16 protein-coding genes are annotated in these 19,309 nt (G+C 39.1%); 7 read left to right on the top strand and 9 right to left on the bottom strand.

Annotated features, from left to right (window positions below):
* Positions 1-29: 29 nt before the first annotated feature.
* The 3 genes from QZT73_RS09565 (at position 30) to QZT73_RS09555 (ending at position 3,994) form a co-directional block, all read left to right on the top strand.
* A complete protein-coding gene (locus tag QZT73_RS09565) occupies positions 30-2,444 on the top strand; it encodes a TonB-dependent receptor (RefSeq protein WP_291787817.1) in 2,415 nt (804 codons plus the stop codon).
* Between the two features lie 85 nt (positions 2,445-2,529).
* Positions 2,530-3,474: a DUF4625 domain-containing protein gene (locus tag QZT73_RS09560; protein WP_291780047.1), complete on the top strand. Its 945-nt coding sequence runs from the start codon at positions 2,530-2,532 to the stop codon at positions 3,472-3,474.
* 70 nt (positions 3,475-3,544) lie between these two features.
* Positions 3,545-3,994, top strand: a complete 450-nt coding sequence (locus tag QZT73_RS09555; RefSeq protein WP_291780044.1) for a hypothetical protein — start codon at positions 3,545-3,547, stop codon at positions 3,992-3,994.
* A gap of 61 nt (positions 3,995-4,055) precedes the next feature.
* Here the strand turns inward: QZT73_RS09555 and QZT73_RS09550 are convergent, their stop codons facing one another.
* The gene (locus QZT73_RS09550; protein WP_291787815.1) at positions 4,056-4,568 is read right to left on the bottom strand and encodes a hypothetical protein; all 513 of its coding nucleotides are present in this window, start codon (positions 4,566-4,568) and stop codon (positions 4,056-4,058) included.
* A gap of 136 nt (positions 4,569-4,704) precedes the next feature.
* Here QZT73_RS09550 and QZT73_RS09545 point away from each other — a divergent pair, with 136 nt between their 5' ends.
* Positions 4,705-6,297 carry an ATP-dependent DNA ligase gene (locus QZT73_RS09545; RefSeq protein WP_291787812.1) on the top strand — a complete coding sequence of 531 codons (1,593 nt, stop codon included), beginning with the start codon at positions 4,705-4,707 and terminating at the stop codon, positions 6,295-6,297.
* The gene (locus QZT73_RS09540) at positions 6,287-8,746 is read left to right on the top strand and encodes a ligase-associated DNA damage response DEXH box helicase (RefSeq protein WP_291787809.1); all 2,460 of its coding nucleotides are present in this window, start codon (positions 6,287-6,289) and stop codon (positions 8,744-8,746) included. The genes QZT73_RS09545 and QZT73_RS09540 overlap by 11 nt, the downstream gene beginning before the upstream one ends.
* A gap of 135 nt (positions 8,747-8,881) precedes the next feature.
* Here QZT73_RS09540 and QZT73_RS09535 read toward each other — a convergent pair whose 3' ends face one another.
* The 7 genes from QZT73_RS09535 to QZT73_RS09505 form a co-directional block, all read right to left on the bottom strand.
* Positions 8,882-10,333: a potassium transporter TrkG gene (locus QZT73_RS09535; RefSeq protein WP_291787806.1), complete on the bottom strand. Its 1,452-nt coding sequence runs from the start codon at positions 10,331-10,333 to the stop codon at positions 8,882-8,884.
* 2 nt (positions 10,334-10,335) lie between these two features.
* Positions 10,336-11,676: a Trk system potassium transporter TrkA gene (trkA, locus tag QZT73_RS09530; RefSeq protein WP_291783898.1), complete on the bottom strand. Its 1,341-nt coding sequence runs from the start codon at positions 11,674-11,676 to the stop codon at positions 10,336-10,338.
* 105 nt (positions 11,677-11,781) lie between these two features.
* Positions 11,782-12,441, bottom strand: a complete 660-nt coding sequence (locus tag QZT73_RS09525; protein WP_291783900.1) for a tetratricopeptide repeat protein — start codon at positions 12,439-12,441, stop codon at positions 11,782-11,784.
* A gap of 84 nt (positions 12,442-12,525) precedes the next feature.
* On the bottom strand, positions 12,526-13,776 hold the full coding sequence (gene rmuC, locus QZT73_RS09520) for a DNA recombination protein RmuC (RefSeq protein ID WP_291783902.1): 1,251 nt from the start codon (positions 13,774-13,776) through the stop codon (positions 12,526-12,528).
* Positions 13,766-14,725, bottom strand: coding sequence for an alpha/beta hydrolase (locus QZT73_RS09515; RefSeq protein WP_291783905.1), 960 nt, complete (start codon positions 14,723-14,725; stop codon positions 13,766-13,768). The genes rmuC and QZT73_RS09515 overlap by 11 nt, the downstream gene beginning before the upstream one ends.
* Positions 14,726-14,880: 155 nt before the next feature.
* On the bottom strand, positions 14,881-15,288 hold the full coding sequence (locus tag QZT73_RS09510) for a DUF4332 domain-containing protein (RefSeq protein ID WP_291783907.1): 408 nt from the start codon (positions 15,286-15,288) through the stop codon (positions 14,881-14,883).
* A gap of 29 nt (positions 15,289-15,317) precedes the next feature.
* Positions 15,318-15,770 carry a DUF937 domain-containing protein gene (locus QZT73_RS09505; RefSeq protein WP_291783909.1) on the bottom strand — a complete coding sequence of 151 codons (453 nt, stop codon included), beginning with the start codon at positions 15,768-15,770 and terminating at the stop codon, positions 15,318-15,320.
* Positions 15,771-16,092: 322 nt separating this feature from the next.
* Here QZT73_RS09505 and QZT73_RS09500 point away from each other — a divergent pair, with 322 nt between their 5' ends.
* Positions 16,093-16,785, top strand: a complete 693-nt coding sequence (locus tag QZT73_RS09500) for a molecular chaperone DnaJ (protein WP_291783910.1) — start codon at positions 16,093-16,095, stop codon at positions 16,783-16,785.
* 116 nt (positions 16,786-16,901) lie between these two features.
* Here the strand turns inward: QZT73_RS09500 and QZT73_RS09495 are convergent, their stop codons facing one another.
* A complete protein-coding gene (locus tag QZT73_RS09495; protein ID WP_291787803.1) occupies positions 16,902-18,011 on the bottom strand; it encodes a 6-bladed beta-propeller in 1,110 nt (369 codons plus the stop codon).
* 263 nt (positions 18,012-18,274) lie between these two features.
* Between QZT73_RS09495 and QZT73_RS09490 the strand changes: the two genes are divergently transcribed.
* Entirely contained in the window at positions 18,275-18,787 is a 513-nt protein-coding gene (locus QZT73_RS09490) for a nuclear transport factor 2 family protein (RefSeq protein WP_291783914.1), read from the top strand.
* Positions 18,788-19,309: the final 522 nt, after the last annotated feature.

Here is a 19,309-nt window from a genome sequence, read left to right as displayed (position 1 = left end):
ATTAAATGCTTGCTAAGTGGAACTTTTTAATGAAAAAGCTACCTTTGTTCTTGAAACATTATTGCAAAAACTTGGCACAGCGGCTGATTCTATATTTCTTTTTTATTTTATTGCTAATTCCTTTCCATGAAAATGCTGGACAGTCCATCTCGTTCAGCTTAAGTGGTAGGGTTGTTGACGAACAGGAAGCCCCATTACAGGCTATTGTTTCCATACATGAATTAGGGAAATCAGTAATTCCTAATGAAAATGGCTTTTTTGAATTTCAGGACCTAAAGCCTGGAAATTATCATGTGCATGTTACCCATATTGGTTTCAAATCCTTTAGCAAAACGATCCATATTCTCAATGGCGACTTTTTTTTAGAGGTAGGGCTTGTAGAGTCTGAAATATTGTTAAACAGCATGACAGTCGAAGCCAATCCTTTTAAAAACGGGCCTTTGGAACAGTCTCAAACCATTTTGATTTTAGACCGGGATTTTATTCAAAAAAACAATGGGGGGACATTTGCCAATGCCATAGAAAAACTCCCTGGTATTTCTACCATCAATACGGGTGTAGGAATCAGTAAACCTGTAATCAGAGGTATGAGTTTTAATCGGATAATGATCAATGACAGGGGTATCAAACAGGAAGGTCAACAATGGGGGGCAGATCATGGGCTTGAAATAGATCCTTTTGATGTGGATAGAGTAGAAATCATAAAAGGGCCTGCTTCTTTAATTTATGGTTCTGATGGCATGGCAGGAGTGATCAATATAGCACCAGCAGCCTTTAAGCAAAATGGAGAAATAGAAGGGCATTATTCCGGAATGTACCGCTCTAACAATGACATGATTTCCCACTCAATCTTTGTGGATGGAAATCAAGACGATTTTGTTTTCCGGGCCAGATTTACTGCTCAGGACTTTAGTGATTATAGGGTACCCGCTCAAAATTTTATTTATGCAGGATTCCTTTTGCCAATTTTTGAGAACAGACTTAAGAACACTGCAGGCAAAGAGCGACATTTTTCTTTTACTGGTGGGGTTCAAAAAAAATGGGGCTACTCAACTTTAACCGTAAGCGGCTTCAATCAACAGGCAGGTATCTTTGCAGGAGCTGTCGGGATTCCTAATTCATATAATCTAAGGCATGATGGAGATCATAGGAATATTGACATTCCAAGACAGGATAACCAACATTACAAAGTAATTTGGAATAACAACATACAGTTTGGCAAATTCTGGATGGAACTGGATTTGGGTTACCAAAGAAACCAAAGAAAAGAATTTTCTTTTCCACATACCCAGGGAGTAGGTCCAAATAACTTTGGTAATTTGGCATTATCCCTCAATCTTGACGTACTCACGGCAAACCTCCGCTTGAACCAACAGCATGGGGAAAATGGACAGTCCATCCTCGGTTTTAACCTGCAGCATTCTCTGAATCAACACAGGGGTTTTGAGTTTTTGCTTCCAAATTTTCAATCCATTATGGGTGGAATATTTTATTTCAGAGAGCAAAGACTCTCCGAAAACCTTGTATGGAATGGGGGAATTAGGGCAGATGGTGCTGCACATGACATTGAAGAACATCTCCAGCCTATTTACGTCAGGTTTCAGCCAACAGGAGAGTTTGATCAAAGAAATCCTGACATCAAGCGTAACTTTTTAAATATGAGTGGAAGCACGGGTTTGTCTTGGGTTATAAAAGAAAATTTAAACGTTAAATTTAATATTGGTTCTGCCTACAGGATACCCACGCCTATTGAGCTTGCCTCAAATGGTGTACATCATGGTAATTTCAGGCATGAGATAGGTAATTCAGAACTCCTAGCAGAAAGAAGCTATCAAGCAGACTTGAACCTAGCCCTATCTAAAAAGAAACTATATGTAAGCTTTAGTCCCTTTTTCGGATATTTTGACAACTTCATTTACCTGGCACCTGCTCCAAGGTTTTCGCCTTTACCTGGATCCAGTCTATTGTGGGAATATAGACAGAATAACGCCATTTTTACTGGAGGGGAAATTATGATGCAATTGGCCATAACAAAAGGTTTGAACCTTAGTATTGGGGCTGAGTATGTGCATAATCTAAATTTAGATACAGGTCTACCTTTACCCCTTACGCCTCCTTTTTCTACTTTGACAGGCTTGGAATATAAAATTCCAAAATTCAGCAACAGCATAGAAAATCTCTATCTTTTTGTTGAATCCAGATGGGCAGCAGCGCAAAATAGAGTAGATAGAAATGAAAGGATAACAGAAGGCTTTCAAATTTGGGAAGCTGGATTAGGGTGGGATCTTCAGATTTGGGAGAATTCACTTCAGCTGCAATTATCAGGTCAAAATCTTACAAATGCGATATATTTTAACCATTTGAGCAGGTACCGCTTGCTTAATCTTCCCGAGCAGGGTAGAAATATCTCTTTTAGCATTAATATTCCAATAGGGATACGATAATTTGGTTGTATTTATTTTTTATTCTTAAGACTGTGGTTTATATTTGCAACCATATTGCATATACAACATTATTTCAAAAACTACCATGAAAAAGTATTTAAGTATTTTAGCTATTGGACTAATGATGGTCCATGCATCCTGTACAGACAATGATGATCCCGCAGTTGTTGATTTGGAAGCACCCGTTATTGCCTTCGCCGAAGGTAGAGATGGGTTTAGACCAGCTAACAATGAAGTAAGGAGAGGTACCACTGACCATATGCACGTAAGGTTCAGTGTTTCAGATGCCTCAGGTATAGGCCAGGTTTTGGTAGATATCCACAATTCCTTTGATGGTCATTCCCATGCCCGAATGCTGAATGAATTTGAAGCAATGAATGTCAAAGACATTTATAGCCCGGATGCCAGCAACCCAGTATTAAGGTTTCCACAAGGAGCAACATTCTTAAATGTAGATAATACCGCAACTGATATTTATTGGGAAGGTCCTACTTCCCGTGTAGAAGGAAATATATTGGCCGGCCCATATGATATTATTATTTCTGCTGTCGATGTAAATGGAAACCAAACTGGTTTTGCAGATGGATCCAATTATATTGCTACTTTTTTTATAGAAAGGGCTTATGCACCGGTTGTAGAAGTTACCAATCTTGTAGATGATGAAATCGAAGGGAAGGCCGGGGAAGCTTTAGAAGCATTGGGTAGCATTGCCAAGGGAGACCACAACTTGAGTTCAGAAATTAAATTTGTTTGGATCAGATTGGAAGAAGAGCATGACCATAGCCACAGTGCTATGGCAAGGGTAAAAGATGAAGTTTTTTATGAAAGAATGTGGGGTTCCTCCACATGGAGACAAGGAATGAGCGGTCCTGCACTTCCAAACACAGAGTTATTGAGGTTTGAAGATATTCTCCAGGGAGAGGATGCCATCATCCTACCATCAGGTGAAGATCATTTGGATCTGGTAGTGTGGGTAGAAGATGTAAATGGGAATGTTACACAGAAAACTTATGAAGTTCATATTGATTAATTCATAACAAACCTTAATTTTAGAGGAAGAACCTTAGGGTTTTTCCTCTTTTCATTTAAACCAAAAAATCATGAAAAATACAGTTAGGATATCTGTTTTCTTAATTTTATCTATTTTCTATTTCCAGTGCTCAGGACACAAACACGAAGAAAGAGAAATTACAAAAGAGCTAGAAGAAGCCAATACCATTCACCAAAAATCCTTAGATATCAGAGAGGAGCTGATGGAATTGGAAAAAGCCCTTAAAGAAGCCGAAATAGAATATACAGAAGTTAAGGATCTGCTAAAAATTTGGGATAAGGATATCATTGAAGTTCCGGGATTTGAGCATTCTCATGACCATGATGATGATCACGGTGCTTATGAAAGAAAATACCATGTACACAATCCTATGAAACCCTTTTCTGACCCGGAGCACTTGGAATACCAAAAAGTAATGCATGATGAAATCTTGGAGATTCAGGAAAGAATGAGGGTACTTTTGGCAGAAAAAGTTATGGATGAGGAAGGAGAAAATTGATCAACAAAAAGGTCTGCTGAATCCAGCAGACTTTTTTTGTTTTTTTTATTATCCATTCATCTTAATAATAAGGCGAACAAAGCGTCATCTTGTCCAAATTGAATGATTCAATACTGTTGTCATTCCTTCCAATATTACCAACCGAAAGAATGATTTGATACTCTGGGCCAGAATCAGCCAAATGAATTTTTATATGACCATCAAAGCTTTGAAAATCCTGGAATGATAGTGTTTGTCCATTGGACAGCGCTCCAAGCTGTGTAGTACTTTCTAAAGACCTGATATCGATTGGATTCAGAAGGAATGCAATAGGAGCATCAATATTGTCGTAAGCACCGAAATGCAAATGCGCCGGAAAGAAATAGGTTTCATCTGATTTTGGACCATCTAATCTCAAAGTCATTTCCAGATCTCCTCCAACAAGTTCTTTTATCCAAACCGTACCACGGTAATCGAAATCCGAACCCTGATACAGATTATAACTTATTTCATTCATGGTATATTTATTGTCTTCCTTTTCGCTACAGGAAAACAACAAGATTCCAAAAAGAAATAAAATGCCCAACTTTTTCATAGCAATGGTGTTTTTAATTAATTACGCCTTATGGGGTAGAATTGTTCATTACCTTACCAAGATAAATAAAATATTCCTTAAGAAATGAGAACAAGGTCACATAAGGCTGCTTTAATTGTATTAATAACCTAAATCCATGAAATTATTTGCCCAACTCTTTCAGGAATTGGATCAAAGCAACAAAACCTCAGATAAACTGGAGGCTTTGAAAAAATATTTTTTGCAGGCTTCGGATAAAGATAAAATCTGGACTTTGGCCTTATTTACTCACAAAAGACCTAAGCGTCAAGTAAATACTAAAAAATTAAGAATTTGGTGTTGTGAAGTAGCATGCTTACCGGAATGGCTTTTTGAGGAAGCCTATCAAACAGTAGGTGATCTTGCAGAAACCATTTCATTATTATTGCCTCTAAATAAATCAGTAAGGGACTATAGTCTAAACCATTGGATCAGATACCTTGCTGCTATGGAAAATAAAGATGAAAAAGAGAAAAAAGAGTCCATCTTAAATGCATGGGAAGTACTGGATACTAATGAGCGCTTTGTTTTCATCAAAATCATAACAGGAGGTTTCAGGATAGGTGTCAGTCAGAATTTGGTGACACAGGCAGTGGCTAATGCTTATGGTATGGAGAAAACAGAAGTTGCTCACCGGATCATGGGAGATTGGGATCCTCAAACAACTGATTTCGAATCATTGATATTATCAGAAAATATTTCAGATGACCTGTCTCGTCCCTACCCATTTTATTTGGCCCATTCCTTGGAAAAGAATTTTTCCGAGTTGGGAAATATTAAAGATTGGCAAGTAGAATGGAAGTGGGATGGAATCAGGGGACAGCTAATCAAAAGAAAGGGAGAGACATTCATCTGGTCTCGAGGGGAAGAGTTGATGACAGAAAAATTTCCGGAGCTAGTGGATTTGGGAGTAAATTTACCGGATGGAACAGTACTGGATGGGGAGATTTTAGCTTTTGGAAAGGACAGACCGCTTCCCTTTTCTTTACTTCAGACCAGAATTGGAAGAAAAAATCTCAGTAAAAAAAATCTTCAGGAAGCACCAGTAAGTTTTATCGCTTATGATTGTCTGGAATGGGAAGGTATGGATATCAGGAATAGACCCATAAAAGAAAGAAGACTACGGCTTGAAGAATTAGAGGTAACAATACCTTCCAATAGTCTCAGGCTGTCCCCGCTGGTTACAGCTTCCTCTTGGCAGGCTTTGGAGGAATTACATCAACAATCCCGCAGTATGATGGCCGAAGGTTTCATGCTAAAACACAGGGAATCTCCGTACGAGGTAGGGAGAAAAAGAGGCAATTGGTGGAAATGGAAGATTGACCCTTTGACAATTGATGGCGTTATGATTTATGCGCAAAAAGGACATGGAAGAAGAGCGGGACTCTATACCGATTATACATTGGCAGTTTGGGAACAAGGCAATTTGGTTCCTTTTGCCAAGGCCTACTCAGGCTTGACCGATGAGGAAATCAGGGAGGTTGACAAATATGTCAAACAAAATACAAAAGAGAGATTTGGACCCGTTAGGACAGTCAAACCCGGTCTGGTATTTGAAATTGCCTTTGAAGGCATACAGAAAAGTCCCCGACATAAGTCGGGAATTGCAGTACGGTTTCCAAGAATACAGAGGTGGAGAAAGGACAAACCGATAGAAGAAGCGAATACTTTAGAGGATTTAAAAGGTCTGTTTAAAATTTATGGCCAATAGCGAAAAGGATCTGGAAATCGCATACCAATATTTTAAGCAAAAAGATTGGACGCCATTTGCCTTCCAAGTTCTGGTTTGGAAGGATTACCTTAGTGGTAAATCCGGTCTGCTCAATGCTCCTACCGGTAGTGGAAAAACTTTTGCCCTTTGGTTTCCAGTCATTTTGGAATACATCAAAAATCATCCTAAGGACTGGCAAAACCCCAAAAAGAATGGTATCCAACTGATTTGGGTCACACCTCTTCGGGCTTTGGCACAGGATATCCAAAAGGCCATGGATGAGGTTTGTAAAGAAATTGGTCTTCCTTGGCAGGTAGAGGTCAGAAACGGAGACACACAGGCCAAAGAAAGACAGGCTCAAAAACGAAATCCACCCGAATGCCTTGTCACCACGCCGGAATCCTTACATATCCTTTTGGCACAAAAGGGAAGTCATGAATTCTTTAAATCAGTAAAAGCCATAGTCGTTGATGAGTGGCATGAACTCCTTGGAAACAAGCGGGGAGTTCAGGTTCAGTTGGCACTGAGTTATATCAGGCGCTTTGCCTCACCGAATTTCAGACTCTGGGGTATTTCGGCAACTATTGGGAATTTGGAGGAGGCCTGTTCCATTTTGTTGGGGAATAATGCCCCTATTCATTTAGTAAAATCGGAGGTTGAAAAAAAGATACATTTGCGAACTGTTTTTCCGGATGAATTGGAAAAGTATCCCTGGTCTGGCCATCTGGGTATTAAATTAATAGAAAAAGTTATTCCCCTTATAGAAAAGCATACCTCTGTGCTGCTTTTTACCAATACCAGGGCCCAAAGCGAAATATGGTACCACCATATTATGGAGAAAAGACCGGATTGGGCGGGATGGGTTGCTATTCATCATGGCTCCTTGGATCAGAAAGTTAGGGCTTGGGTAGAGGAGGCATTGCACCAGGGAAAGCTTAAGTTAGTTGTCTGTACTTCTTCCCTCGATCTTGGAGTGGATTTCAGGCCAGTAGACGCGGTAATCCAGATCGGTAGTCCTAAGGGAGTCGCAAGATTTGTCCAAAGGGCGGGACGTTCAGGTCATCAACCTGGACTACCAAGTGAAATTTACTTTGTACCTACCAATTCATTGGAATTGATTGAAGCTGCAGCGCTTCGAAATGCCATGGAATCTGGCGAAATGGAAACCATACACGCCCCTACCCTTACCTATGATGTCCTGATTCAGTTTTTGATTACTTTGGCCGTGGGCGAAGGTTTTGAAAAGGCGGTTCTATTCGAAGTGGCAAAAGATACCATGGCATTCAGAAACCTTGAAAAAGACCATTTTAATTGGGTGCTATCCTTTATTACAGAGGGTGGCACTTCTTTGAGTGGGTATGAAGAATTTTCCAAGGTAGAGCTCACAGAAAATGGCTTTTATAAAGTCAAGGACAAAAAAACTGCCATGCGGCACCGCTTGTCAATGGGCACCATTGTTTCAGACCCTATGCTCAAGGTAAAATTTAAAAATGGTACCTATCTGGGCATGATCGAAGAATACTTTTTATCCAAATTGAAACAGGGAGACCGTTTTTTCTTTTCAGGAAGGAACCTGGAATTTATCGGAATCAAAGAAATGAATGCCTATGTCCAACTTTCCAACAAAAAGAGCAGCAGCACCCCATCCTACATGGGCGGGAGGATTTCCTTGACCTCCAAACTCTCCGGTAAAATCAGACAGATTTTGGAGGAGGCTGCCCAAGGGGTTTATAGGTCTGAAGAGGCAGACTATATAGCCCCGCTATTGGATTTGCAGCAAAGGCTGTCGCTGATTCCAGACTCCCAAACTTTCCTTATCGAGCAAAACATTTCCAAGGAAGGCCATCATGTTTACTTTTATCCTTTTGAAGGCAGGATGGTGCATGAAGTTTTGGGGGCCTTGGTGGCTTACCGAATCAGCGTTTCTTATCCCCTGACTTTCAGTATAGCCATGAATGATTACGGTTTTGAGCTTTTGTCCGACCAACCCATTCCAATAGCCGATGTCCTGGAAGAAGATTTATTTTCTGAAGTCAACCTTGAAGAGGATATCCTTGCCTGTATCAATGAAAGTGAGATGGCCAAAAGGAAATTTAGGGATATTGCCACCATCTCAGGTTTGATTTTTCAAGGTTATCCGGGAAAACCCATGAAGTTTAGGCACCTTCAAGCAAATTCAGGTATTTTATATGGGGTTTTCGAGGATTATGATCCGGACAACCTCTTACTTAAGCAGGCCCATCGGGAAGTTTTGGACATGCAGATGGAGAAAGACAAGGTGCTGGAGGCCATAAGAAAAATCAACAGGCAACAAATTGTGCTCAAAAAACCGGGGCAATTTACTCCTTTCTCTTTTCCCATCATGGTGGATCGCTTAAGAGCCCAATTGTCTTCAGAGTCTTTGGAAGACAGAATAGCCAAAATGAAAGCACTGTTGGTGGATGGATAAAGTGGTTTTTATTGAACCACTATTTGTCCTGAAAATCGGGAATAGTTACAAAAGGAAACAAAAGAGAGATTGGTTTCCAGGGAAGGCTTTGAAAGCAGTGACTTTTGTGACTTTTGTTTTCTTTTGTGGTTGAAATTAATTCGCTCTCCAGAAGTAAGGCGTAAAAAGCACCAAAATGGTAAACAATTCCAACCTTCCCAAGAGCATCAAAAAGGACAAGAATATTTTGGTAAAAGGATCGAAGAAGGCAAAATTGTCCATTGGGCCAACCCTTCCTATCGCGGGCCCTACATTTCCTATGCTGGTTGCCACTGCCCCAAATGCGGTCAGCAGGTCGTAGCCCATCAAAGAAACTATTATTGAACCAATTGTAAAAATCATCAGATAGATCAAAAGAAAATTCATGATATGGGTAATGATTTTTCCAGTAACCCGTACTCCATTGATTTTTAAAGGCACTACCGCCCTTGGATGTACGATGCGCTTAAATTCCAACCAAGAATTTTTGAAAAAAGTCAGATGCCTGATAAACTTTATCCCTCCACTTGTTGAACCTGCGGGAGCACCAAAAAATAGAAACATAAAGAAAATCATGGTAAGTCCGCTATGATAAGAAGTATAATCGGCTGTAACATAGCCCGTTGTCGTAATTAAAGAAACTGCTTGAAATAAAGTATCCCGAAATCCTTTTTCAAAGCCTTCTCCAGAATAAAAAACTACAGGTGCCGTTAATAAGACTACTACCAACACTACTACTGTAATATAGGCTCTGAATTCATCGGAATTCCATACCCTGTCCATTTTTCCCTTGATTCCGAAATAAATTACTGTAAAGTTGGTTCCTGCAAGAAACATGAAAATTATCGCTGTATACTGAATAAAAGGCGAATCGAAGAATCCCAGGCTATCATTTTTAGTAGAGAATCCTCCGGTTGCCATAGTAGTAAGTGCATGATTGAATGCATCAAAAAATGTCATCCCACCAATAAAATAAAGTGTTCCAGCCAGTAATGTTAACCCCAAATATACATACCATAACCTCTTAGCAGTTTCTTGTATTCTAGGATGTAACTTGTCGGAGGTGGGGCCCGGTGACTCTGCTACAAAAAGCTCTATTCCACCGATTCCCAAAAGGGGAAAAATGGCTACAGTGAGAACAATAATACCCAAACCACCTATCCACTGTGTCATGGAACGCCAAAATAAAATTCCTTTTGGTGTCGATTCAATATCGGTTAAAATAGTGGCTCCTGTTGTTGTTAATCCTGAAATTGTCTCAAATATGGCATCTGGAATATTCATTGCCATATCGCTCAATAAGTAAGGAAGCATACCAAAAATAGACATCAGTAACCAACTGATTGAAACTATAAGATAACCTTCTCTTTTTCTGATATTTTGATCCTGGCGTGAAAAAGAAAAAAACATCAATGAGCCTACACTGAAAGTAAATAAAGCAGAAAGAAGCAGTGCAGAAAGATCATCAGTTCCAAAATAAAAAGCAAAACCTGCTCCAGGTAACATAGCCAATGCAAAAAGCATTAACAAAGCACCCATCACTTTTCCTATAGCTTTGAAATGGATCATATTTAATGAAACAATTTTTCAAGTGTAGGCTTGGCTCCGGGAAGGGCCAATACGATTGCTTTATCCTGCAATTGTAAAATAAACTCTCCATCTGGTATAAATACCTCTTCTCCTCGGATAACTCCTGCAACAATAGCAGTATCTGGAAAATGCAGATCTTTCAGTGATTTCCTGGTCACTCTGTTGTTTTTGGTGATTACGTACTGTATAAATTCGGCATCAACTCCATAAATCCCTGAAATTGCCTCTACTGTACCCTTTCTGAGGAAGCGGGTCACTTGATTTGCGGCCACTAATTTTTTATTGATCAAAGAATCCACACCAATGCTATGGGAAATATGGATGTACTCCCGGGTATCTACATGGGCTATAGCTTTGTAAACGCCATGATTTTTGGCAGAAAGGGAAGTGATGATATTTGTTTCCGAAGAATCTGTCAAAGAAATAAATGCTTCCATTTCCTCCAATCCTTCCTCTATCAATAGTTCAATATTTTTATAATCACCATTGATAACCAAAGTGTTTGTTAACCTTTCAGATAGCCATTTACAACGTTCTTTTTCCTTATGTACCAAGGTGACCCGGTATTCATTTTCAAGTTTCAAGGCTGTCGTGAAGGCCATATCATCCCCACCAATAATCATCACATTGTTGATAATGACTTTTTGTTGACCTAATAAATCAACAATAGAAGAAACTGCCTTTTTATTAGATATAAAGAATACATGGTCGTTATTTCGAATCACTGTATTTCCTCTTGGAATTAATGTTATTTGGTCTCTTACGATTGCTATAATCTTGACATCCTCAAAAATGGGATTGTCTTTCATATCTGCAATCTTCCTGTTAACAAGAGAACAATATTGATCCAAGATCAAACCTACTACATTCAGTTTTCCCCCTTCAAACTCAAAAATATCTGTAAAAGTAGAGTTTTTGATCATTCGGTAAATTTCTCCACTACATAAATTGCTTGGAGAAATAATATTGTCTATGCCCAGATTTTTAAGATACGATTCATGCTCCGGTTTTAGGTAGTCATGGGTTCTAACCCTAGCAATGACTCTTTTTGCACCTAGCTGTTTGGCCAATAAGGCAGCAACAATATTTGAATTTTCAGAGGTGGTGACTGCCATAAACATGTTTGCCTCCTTTACGTTTGCGTTTTTCAAAATTTCAAAGGAAGTAGCATCTCCCAAAAGGGTCATAACATCAAGGTGGGAAGAGACATTGTCTAAGATATCTTTATCCAAGTCAATAAGCACAATATCCTGGTTTTCATAACTGAGTTGCTCAGCCAAATGATAACCCATATCTCCTGCTCCTGCTATTACAATTTTCATGTTGGGATCCCCTAATGTTAAGCTATCAATAAATATGTTGAAAATGGCCCAAAACCAGCGAAAAGGTAGAAGGTTTTTGGTGAACCCCCAAAAATAAAATCAATATTATTGACAAAAAGATTGAATGTATCGGCTTGTTTGAGAATTGCCCAAGTCCATTGCCGTGCGCCAATCATTACAGGCTGATCCTGGGTCATTGCTTTTGTAATGGCAATAGCCCCTATTGGTGAGGACATCAGCATTATCAGGACTTAATGACAGGGCATAATTATAATCTAAAATGGCTTTTTTGAACTGATTGGTTTTAAGAAAACAATTCCCCCTATTGAAATGATAAGCCCATACCAATGGAAAATCTTCCCCATTGATTTTGCTGAAAGCAATGGCTTCTGAATATACCTCTATTGCCTCTTCCAATCGATTTTCTCTTTGAAGTAGATTTCCCAGGTAGTAGGCCATTTCGTCATCCTCTTTGAAAATTTGCAACCCTTCACGCAGCACAGCAATTACTTTCTCTTTTTTCTCTTCTACTTGACTACCAGCCCTGTAAAAATTGAGGTAAGCAGCATGGTAGGTGGGATCATTCTCGATTACTTTTTCTAAAATTTTGGCAGCTGTCAAATAATTGCCATTGACTATCATATCCACAGCTGTATTGTTCACGACAAAAGAATTCTCTCTGACTTCTACATCTACCTCGTAGACTTCCTGTGCCAGGGATAAATTGAAAATAATGAAACCAACCAAGCTTAAGATATATTTCATCGTAGAAATTTTGTGTTATTAGCATATTAATCCTAAGGATTCAACCCTTGATTACCAACCAAAAGACAGCAATAGAGAAGATATTTATTCCAGTAGTCTACTTCCTTCTTCTTCGGGTAATTCTTCTACTTCTTTTAACTTCCTCTGAATGACTCTTGTTCTGGTACCTACCAGATTATCCAAATCAGTGTGGGCTTCGGATATTTTCTTTTGCGCTTTGGCAATCAGATCCCCAAATTTAGTAAATTCTGTTTTTACTGCTCCCAAAACTTTCCAGACTTCAGAGCTGCGTTGTTGAATGGCAAGGGTTCTGAAACCCATCTGCAAACTGTTCAGCATGGCAGCTAAAGTAGTGGGACCCGTGATTACAATTTTATAATCCCGCTGTAAAATCTGGGCTAAATGGGCATCCCTAACTACTTCAGCATAAAGGCTTTCCATTGGAAGAAACAAGAGTGCAAAATCGGTTGTATGGGGTGGATGCAGGTATTTCTGGCTGATATCCAGTGCTGCTTTTTTTATGGCGCGGAAAAGTTCCTGCCTCGCCATTTCGATCAATTGCTTATCTCCATTGTCATAGGCATCCAACAACCTGTAGTAAGTTTCCTGTGGGAATTTAGCATCAATTGGCAAGTAAACAGCTCCTTGCTCATGGCTTCCGGGCATTTTTACTGCATATTCCACCCTTTCAGAGGCCCCTTGTTTGACTGCCACATTGTAAGCATATTGATCGGGGGACAACACATTCTCAAGAATCCCCTGGAGTTGGTATTCCCCCAAAACTCCCCTGCTTTTCACATTGCTGAGGACACGCTTGAGATCCCCTACCCCTGTGGCCAAGGATTGCATTTCTCCTAACCCTTTCTGTACCGCCAATAATTGCTTGGTAACCAATTCAAAGGATTGACCTAGCCTGGCTTCCAAGGTCTTTTGCAGTTTTTCATCCACTGTCTCCCGCATTTTATCCAATCGCTCCTCTGTGGAAGCCAACATGCGTTCCTGCTTGAAAACCAGTTCCTGGAATTTCTCTTTTTGAAGCTCATTGAATTCCTGAACATTTTGTCTGAATAATTGACCAAAATCTTTGAGAACCTCATTTTGATCTTTGGCATTGGAGCGTAGAGATTCCATGACAAGGGCAAACTGTTGAAATAAGCCTTGCTGAATCTCAGTGCGATTAGCCAGCATTTGCTTCTCAAAGCTAGAACGGAAATCCAGCAATACTTTATCTAAATCTACTTTTGAAGCTTTATTGCTTTTAAGCTTTAAAAGTAGATAAATAATCAATAGCAACTGAATGAGCAGCAAGGCAATTAATAAATCATTAATGGGCATAACTGAAGAATTTTGGAGGGGAAAGATAATCCTCATCCTTCTGAATGCCCAAGAAATGCAAATATTCCATGACAGTTTCCGTCGGAATTTCTTCCATTGGTATATGTCCAGCATTTTCAAAAACTTTTAATGTGGCATTAGGAATTGCCTCTTTCAACCTTTCTCCACTACTGAGTGGAATCCATTGATCTTGGGCACCCCATATGATCAAAACAGGCATTTTTAGATTTCCAAAGTCTACCTCATAAGGTTTCTGAGCTGTGAGTCTATCCAAGGTTGCCTTTCTATTTCCCTCCCTTCTGATCAACTCATAATATCTGGTTACCATTTCTTCTGTAATTTTATCCTGATCAAAATATACCTGCTTAAGGTTCCATTTAAAGAGCAGCCGGGGAGTGCATTTGAGCAGGATTTTGTTTACCAATGGATTTCTGGCCAACTTAAATATCGTCGCATCCGAGTTTCTGGAAGGTGTCGTAGAAGTTTCAGTAGCAGGTTTGGCTGGTGCGCCTGATGCATCAATCAGGTTAAGGCTTAAGATTTTTTCAGGATATTCAGCCGCCATTTTCAAAGCGACTCCACCACCCATACTGTTTCCTGCAACATGAAACTCCTTAATTCCAAGTTCTTCGGCAATGCTAAAAACCAAATTTGCATAATCGGCTGTCCCATACCTGCGGTCTTTATCCGGGCCAGTCAGTCCATGTCCGGGCAAGTCCATGGAAACGGTCATGAAATATTTACTCAGTTCCTTTTCCCACTCAGCCCAAGTATGCAAGGAAGAAAAGCTGCCATGAATCAAAAAAATGGGTTCCCCCTCGCCACTTACTTTCACATGTACATTGTTACCTTCGACACTCAGAAAATATGAATTTTCGTTTGTATATTTTGGAACAAGTTTTTCCAATGCCAATTCTCCCCTATATGCCAAAAGAAGAACAAGAAGCATAAAAATTAGGAATCCGATAAAAACTTTGAAAATTGTAAACAAAAGGCTTTTCATTTCACCAAAATAAAAGAAAAAAAGGAATTTGATACTTTTAAAAAATTAAAGCCTAAAGACACATTCTTTAGGCTTTAATTTAAATATCAATTTTGATGCAATCAATGCGTCACCATGGGCTCCATTACTTTTGCCTGATTGATAAAATCTTCGATCTGAGACAAAGCTGGAACTGATCTGGTCAACTTTTTCTGCTCATTGGTTTCAATAAGCATTTTGTGAAGGTTGGCAGGATTTCTCATTTTCAATTCTTTTACAGTATCTACACCGGTAGCTTTCAATAGCTCAGCAAACTGGCTGGCAATACCGTTGACTCTGAATAGATCAGCCATATTGACCCATTTAAGAATTTTCTTTTCACTGATTCCGGTAGCAGCGGCCAATTCTACCCTACCCTTTTTTGAACCGCCTTTTTCTAAGAGCGCTTCTACACTTGAAATTCCGACAGTTCCAAGTTTTTCTTTGAAGACAGGGCCAATACCCTCAATCATTGTAATTGCTTTAGGCATAATTTTGAATTTTAATTTGTTAATTGGATTTATTTGAAAAGGTTACCTAAACCTCCTTTTAAAATTGAACTGGCTTTATCTCCAAGTGAACTGGCGCCGCCCTGACCCAACATTTTGATAAGGTCAGCTTGGGAAAAATCTCCAGATTTACTTCCAGAAATAGCACTGATTATTTTAGGAAGAATAAAAGAAGATATCATATTGGCTTTATCAGCTGGAATACCCAGTTTTGAAATGTAAGAACTTGCCATGGATCCTGTTAAAGACTGAAAGAGAGGATTGCTTGAAGCGTTACCACCTGAATTCAATAAACCAAGGATAGCATTGAAATTTCCCGTTGAAGCTTCTTTGGTTAAGCTACCAACCAAGCTATCTTTTGTTACATTTAAAGTGTCTTTCGCTTTATTAGCGTCCAAACCGTGACTTTGAGTTAGCCCTTTGATCAAATCCGGGGAAATATTTTTAAGGATAGAATCTATCATAAAATAAGATATTATCTAAAACAATTTTTACATCGCTAAATTACAATTTTCCATATTTTTTGCAATAATTATTTTTGTATATTAATCAAAATACAAAAATATCATTCGTTTATCAGCTTTGCACGTTTAAAAACCCTAGGGCAATCACAAGTGGAATCAATTGATTCGTTAATCCCCAGATCAAATTAATCAAGTGGTTTGTAAATTCAGCAAAAGCTATTTACTTTTCGTTTTAATCTTAAATTACTGTGTTTTGGTGCAAAAATCCAATCATTCTATTTCATTCAGATTGCTGTATTTGTGTATAATCTTATTTCTAACGTTGGATTTAGACGCTATCGCGCAGGTACGTCCTGCATTGGGGGGAGCATCCCGATTGTATTCCAATGCACTGCAGGAAATGGAGAATAAAAATTATGAGCAAGCCAATACTTATTTCAGACAGATTATAGAATCAGGACTTCCCATTGCCCCAGAAATGCCTTATCATTTTGCACTTACATTATATGAATTGGGACAATATGATAACAGCTTGAACTTTGTCAAGCGGTATTTACAGATTAATGGCAGAAATGCAGAAAACTACAATGCCGCCAAATCATTGGAACAGAAACTGGAGGCTCCTATAAAAGCCATTTTGGAATGTAATTATTGTAATCAGCAAGGTTACAGGATATATGAATGCAGTACATGCGATGGGGAAAAGGAATTGCACCAGGACTGTAGCCTCTGCAAGGCAAGGGGTATGGTAGGTTGCAATCAATGCTTTGGAAAAGGGATTGTTACCAAAAGAAATGTTTTTAACCTGGTAGAATACCATGAATGCGATAAATGCGGTGGTGATGGAAAACATACCTGTCCGACCTGTGATGGAAGTCTAAAGGAATTCACAACTTGCCGAACCTGTCAGGGAACAGGTATGGAGACTACAGAATCAATCTGTAACCATGAAGCCGCCCCAAGGCATATGTCTATGGCCTTTGAAAGGATTAAGGCTTTACATGCCAAGCATTAGGCATCTCATTCATCATATAGAAAGCGGTAAGCGTATTTTCTTTGTCAAAATTGAACCTTTCCCGCAGTTGGTTTTTTTCAAAAAAATTAGCTTCAGAGTCGAAAATAAAGGGATGTTTAAAATTTAACAAAAACCAAAACAGGGTTATCTTGCGCTTCAATGTTCAAGTCCTGTTTTTCCATGGCCTTTGATTCGAATGTCAATACATCTTTGGCCTGTGCAATAAAGATAAGATGCTCATCAAATAATCCAGCCAATTGATAGAAAACAGGATTATTGCCATTACTAGTAATCAACCTTTTAATCTCTCCGGTTTTTTTATCCAGTATGAGCTGATGGTTTACCAATTGCATATCGGCCTGAACATTTACCCCAAAGAAGGCCCGATCCTCAGTTTCAAAGAAATGAGAGGGAAAGGCAAAGCCATTTTTGCTGATCAGTTCAAAACCCTGCATCCAATCCAAGTCCCAATATTCATCTGGAATCCGGTATTTACCCATGTCCAATTCATACCTTGGTGATAGCCCTTCTCCTTTTAATTCGAACAGGGTTGAATTATAAAACTCATGATAATACAAATCAGAATTCGAACTATTGAAATTATGCTCCCCAACTGGCAATAGGTCATTGCTATATTCATTAGGAAATAATTCTTCCACTTTATTTCCTTCGGGATCTGAAATCACCAAACGATGCATGACGATGGGTTTGTTATATCCACCGCATAGGGCGTAATTTCCATTGGGGAGTTTGGAAAATGTGAAGGCCAGGTAATCTAAAGCTATTTTTTGGGCTAGGCTGAGTTCATGGTCATATACCCAAATTTCTGATTGATCTCCTTTTCCAATTAATATTTCAAGTCCCCGATCTGTGGCTATAAAATCATTGATGTTGGGTAACATCTCAGGACCTTCCCCTATTTCAAGAATTCTCCCTAAATAATTTCCATTGGTGTCAAAATGGTGGATGGCATCATTTTTTTCTTTGTCCAGGATAAAAAAACCTTTGTCATTGGCCCTAAGCAATAGGAACTCTTTTAATAAATTGTCTTCCCTGGTCTCCAAAGGAATCATTTTTTCTATTGTATAGGGATCCTTTGATACTTTAATACTATTAAAGGCAATTACCCTCAGCCCATTTTTTTTCTGGATTTTTTCCTTGCAGGAAAGGAGTAAAACTGACGAGCCAATAATTAATATGAATGCGGACAAAAGTTTTCTTTTCATAGATATTATGTTTGACTCATTTAAACTAAATAATAAATTCAACAAAATCAAAGGGTGTATCTGAAAAGCTTGTTATTATCATAATTAGCCAGTCATTTGAGTTGCCAAGGTTAAGATATCAGAAAGGGTTCTGGGTTTAAAAAAAGGGATACAGGACCCAATGAGCGATGTTTGTTAACTAAAGAGCCACTCTTATAATACCCCTTTTGCGGTATTTTATTATCATCAAAATCAAAATAGCTTTATTAAAAAATATCAAAGCTATGAAAACACAAACAATTCTTTCGACAATGCTTCTGGTCTTGTTTTCCATGTGCCTACAGGCCCAGGGTAATTTTGTTCTTAATCCCAATGGGGAAAAAGATCTTGCTGTGGTAAGGGACTATATCAATACCATTTCTTCAAAAAATGCAGCACAGCTGGGGCAGACACATGCTTCTAACTATGTTGAATTTGGACCAAGATGGGATTCTCCAGGAACCAAGGATGATATGATCCGGAACATTAAAAGCATTTGGGATATGACTTCTGAAGTCAAGTATGACCGCACCAGAATGATCAGTGTAAATGTGTCTGGGGACGAAATTCCAGAATACAATGGAAATTGGGTATTCTTATGGAGTGTTTTTATAGGTAAATCCAAAGATTCAGGAAAAGAAATTTATCTGGACATCCACCAAACTTTTAAAATTGAAAATGGCCTGATCACACTTTCTTTGGTTTACTACAATGAGTTGGATAGCCGTTTGCAACAGGGGGTTTGGGATGGAGATTAATTCTTTTTAAAATGACCTTTTTTAAAGCCGCCAGATGGTGGCTTTTTTCATTTGGTTTAAATAAGTACTGAAGGAATTCCAACTCCCGGGATTCTTCAGGACAGGCTCATTTCGATTATCCCACATTCAAAATCCCGATAGGGATTGAATACCGACAGGTTATTGGCCCCGGATACTCCCGATGGCTATCGGGACCGGTGGTGATAAATGATGTAGGGTAAACAGTCTTTCCAACCCTGGAAAGGGTTGAATTCAACCCCTCTTGGGGTTGGGAATTTTGGGAGATGCTATTATCCAGAGACCTCCGGGTTTTACCCGGGGTAAATACCATTGCATGGATTCAACCCCTTTGGGATTGGGTCTAAATCAGAATTTCGTCAAAACTCCTCCAAATCCCGATAGGGATTAAAGACCTTCAGGTTATTTGCCCCGGATGCCAATCCGATGGTGATAAATGATGTGGGGTAAAGAGTCTTTCAAACCCTGGAAAGGGTTGAATTCAACCCCTCTCGGGGTTGGACT

The organism is Cecembia sp. (assembly GCF_007126775.1).
GTDB lineage: Bacteria > Bacteroidota > Bacteroidia > Cytophagales > Cyclobacteriaceae > Cecembia.
The sequence above is the reverse complement of the archived record's forward strand: the minus strand, read 5'-3'. Positions and strand labels throughout refer to the sequence as shown.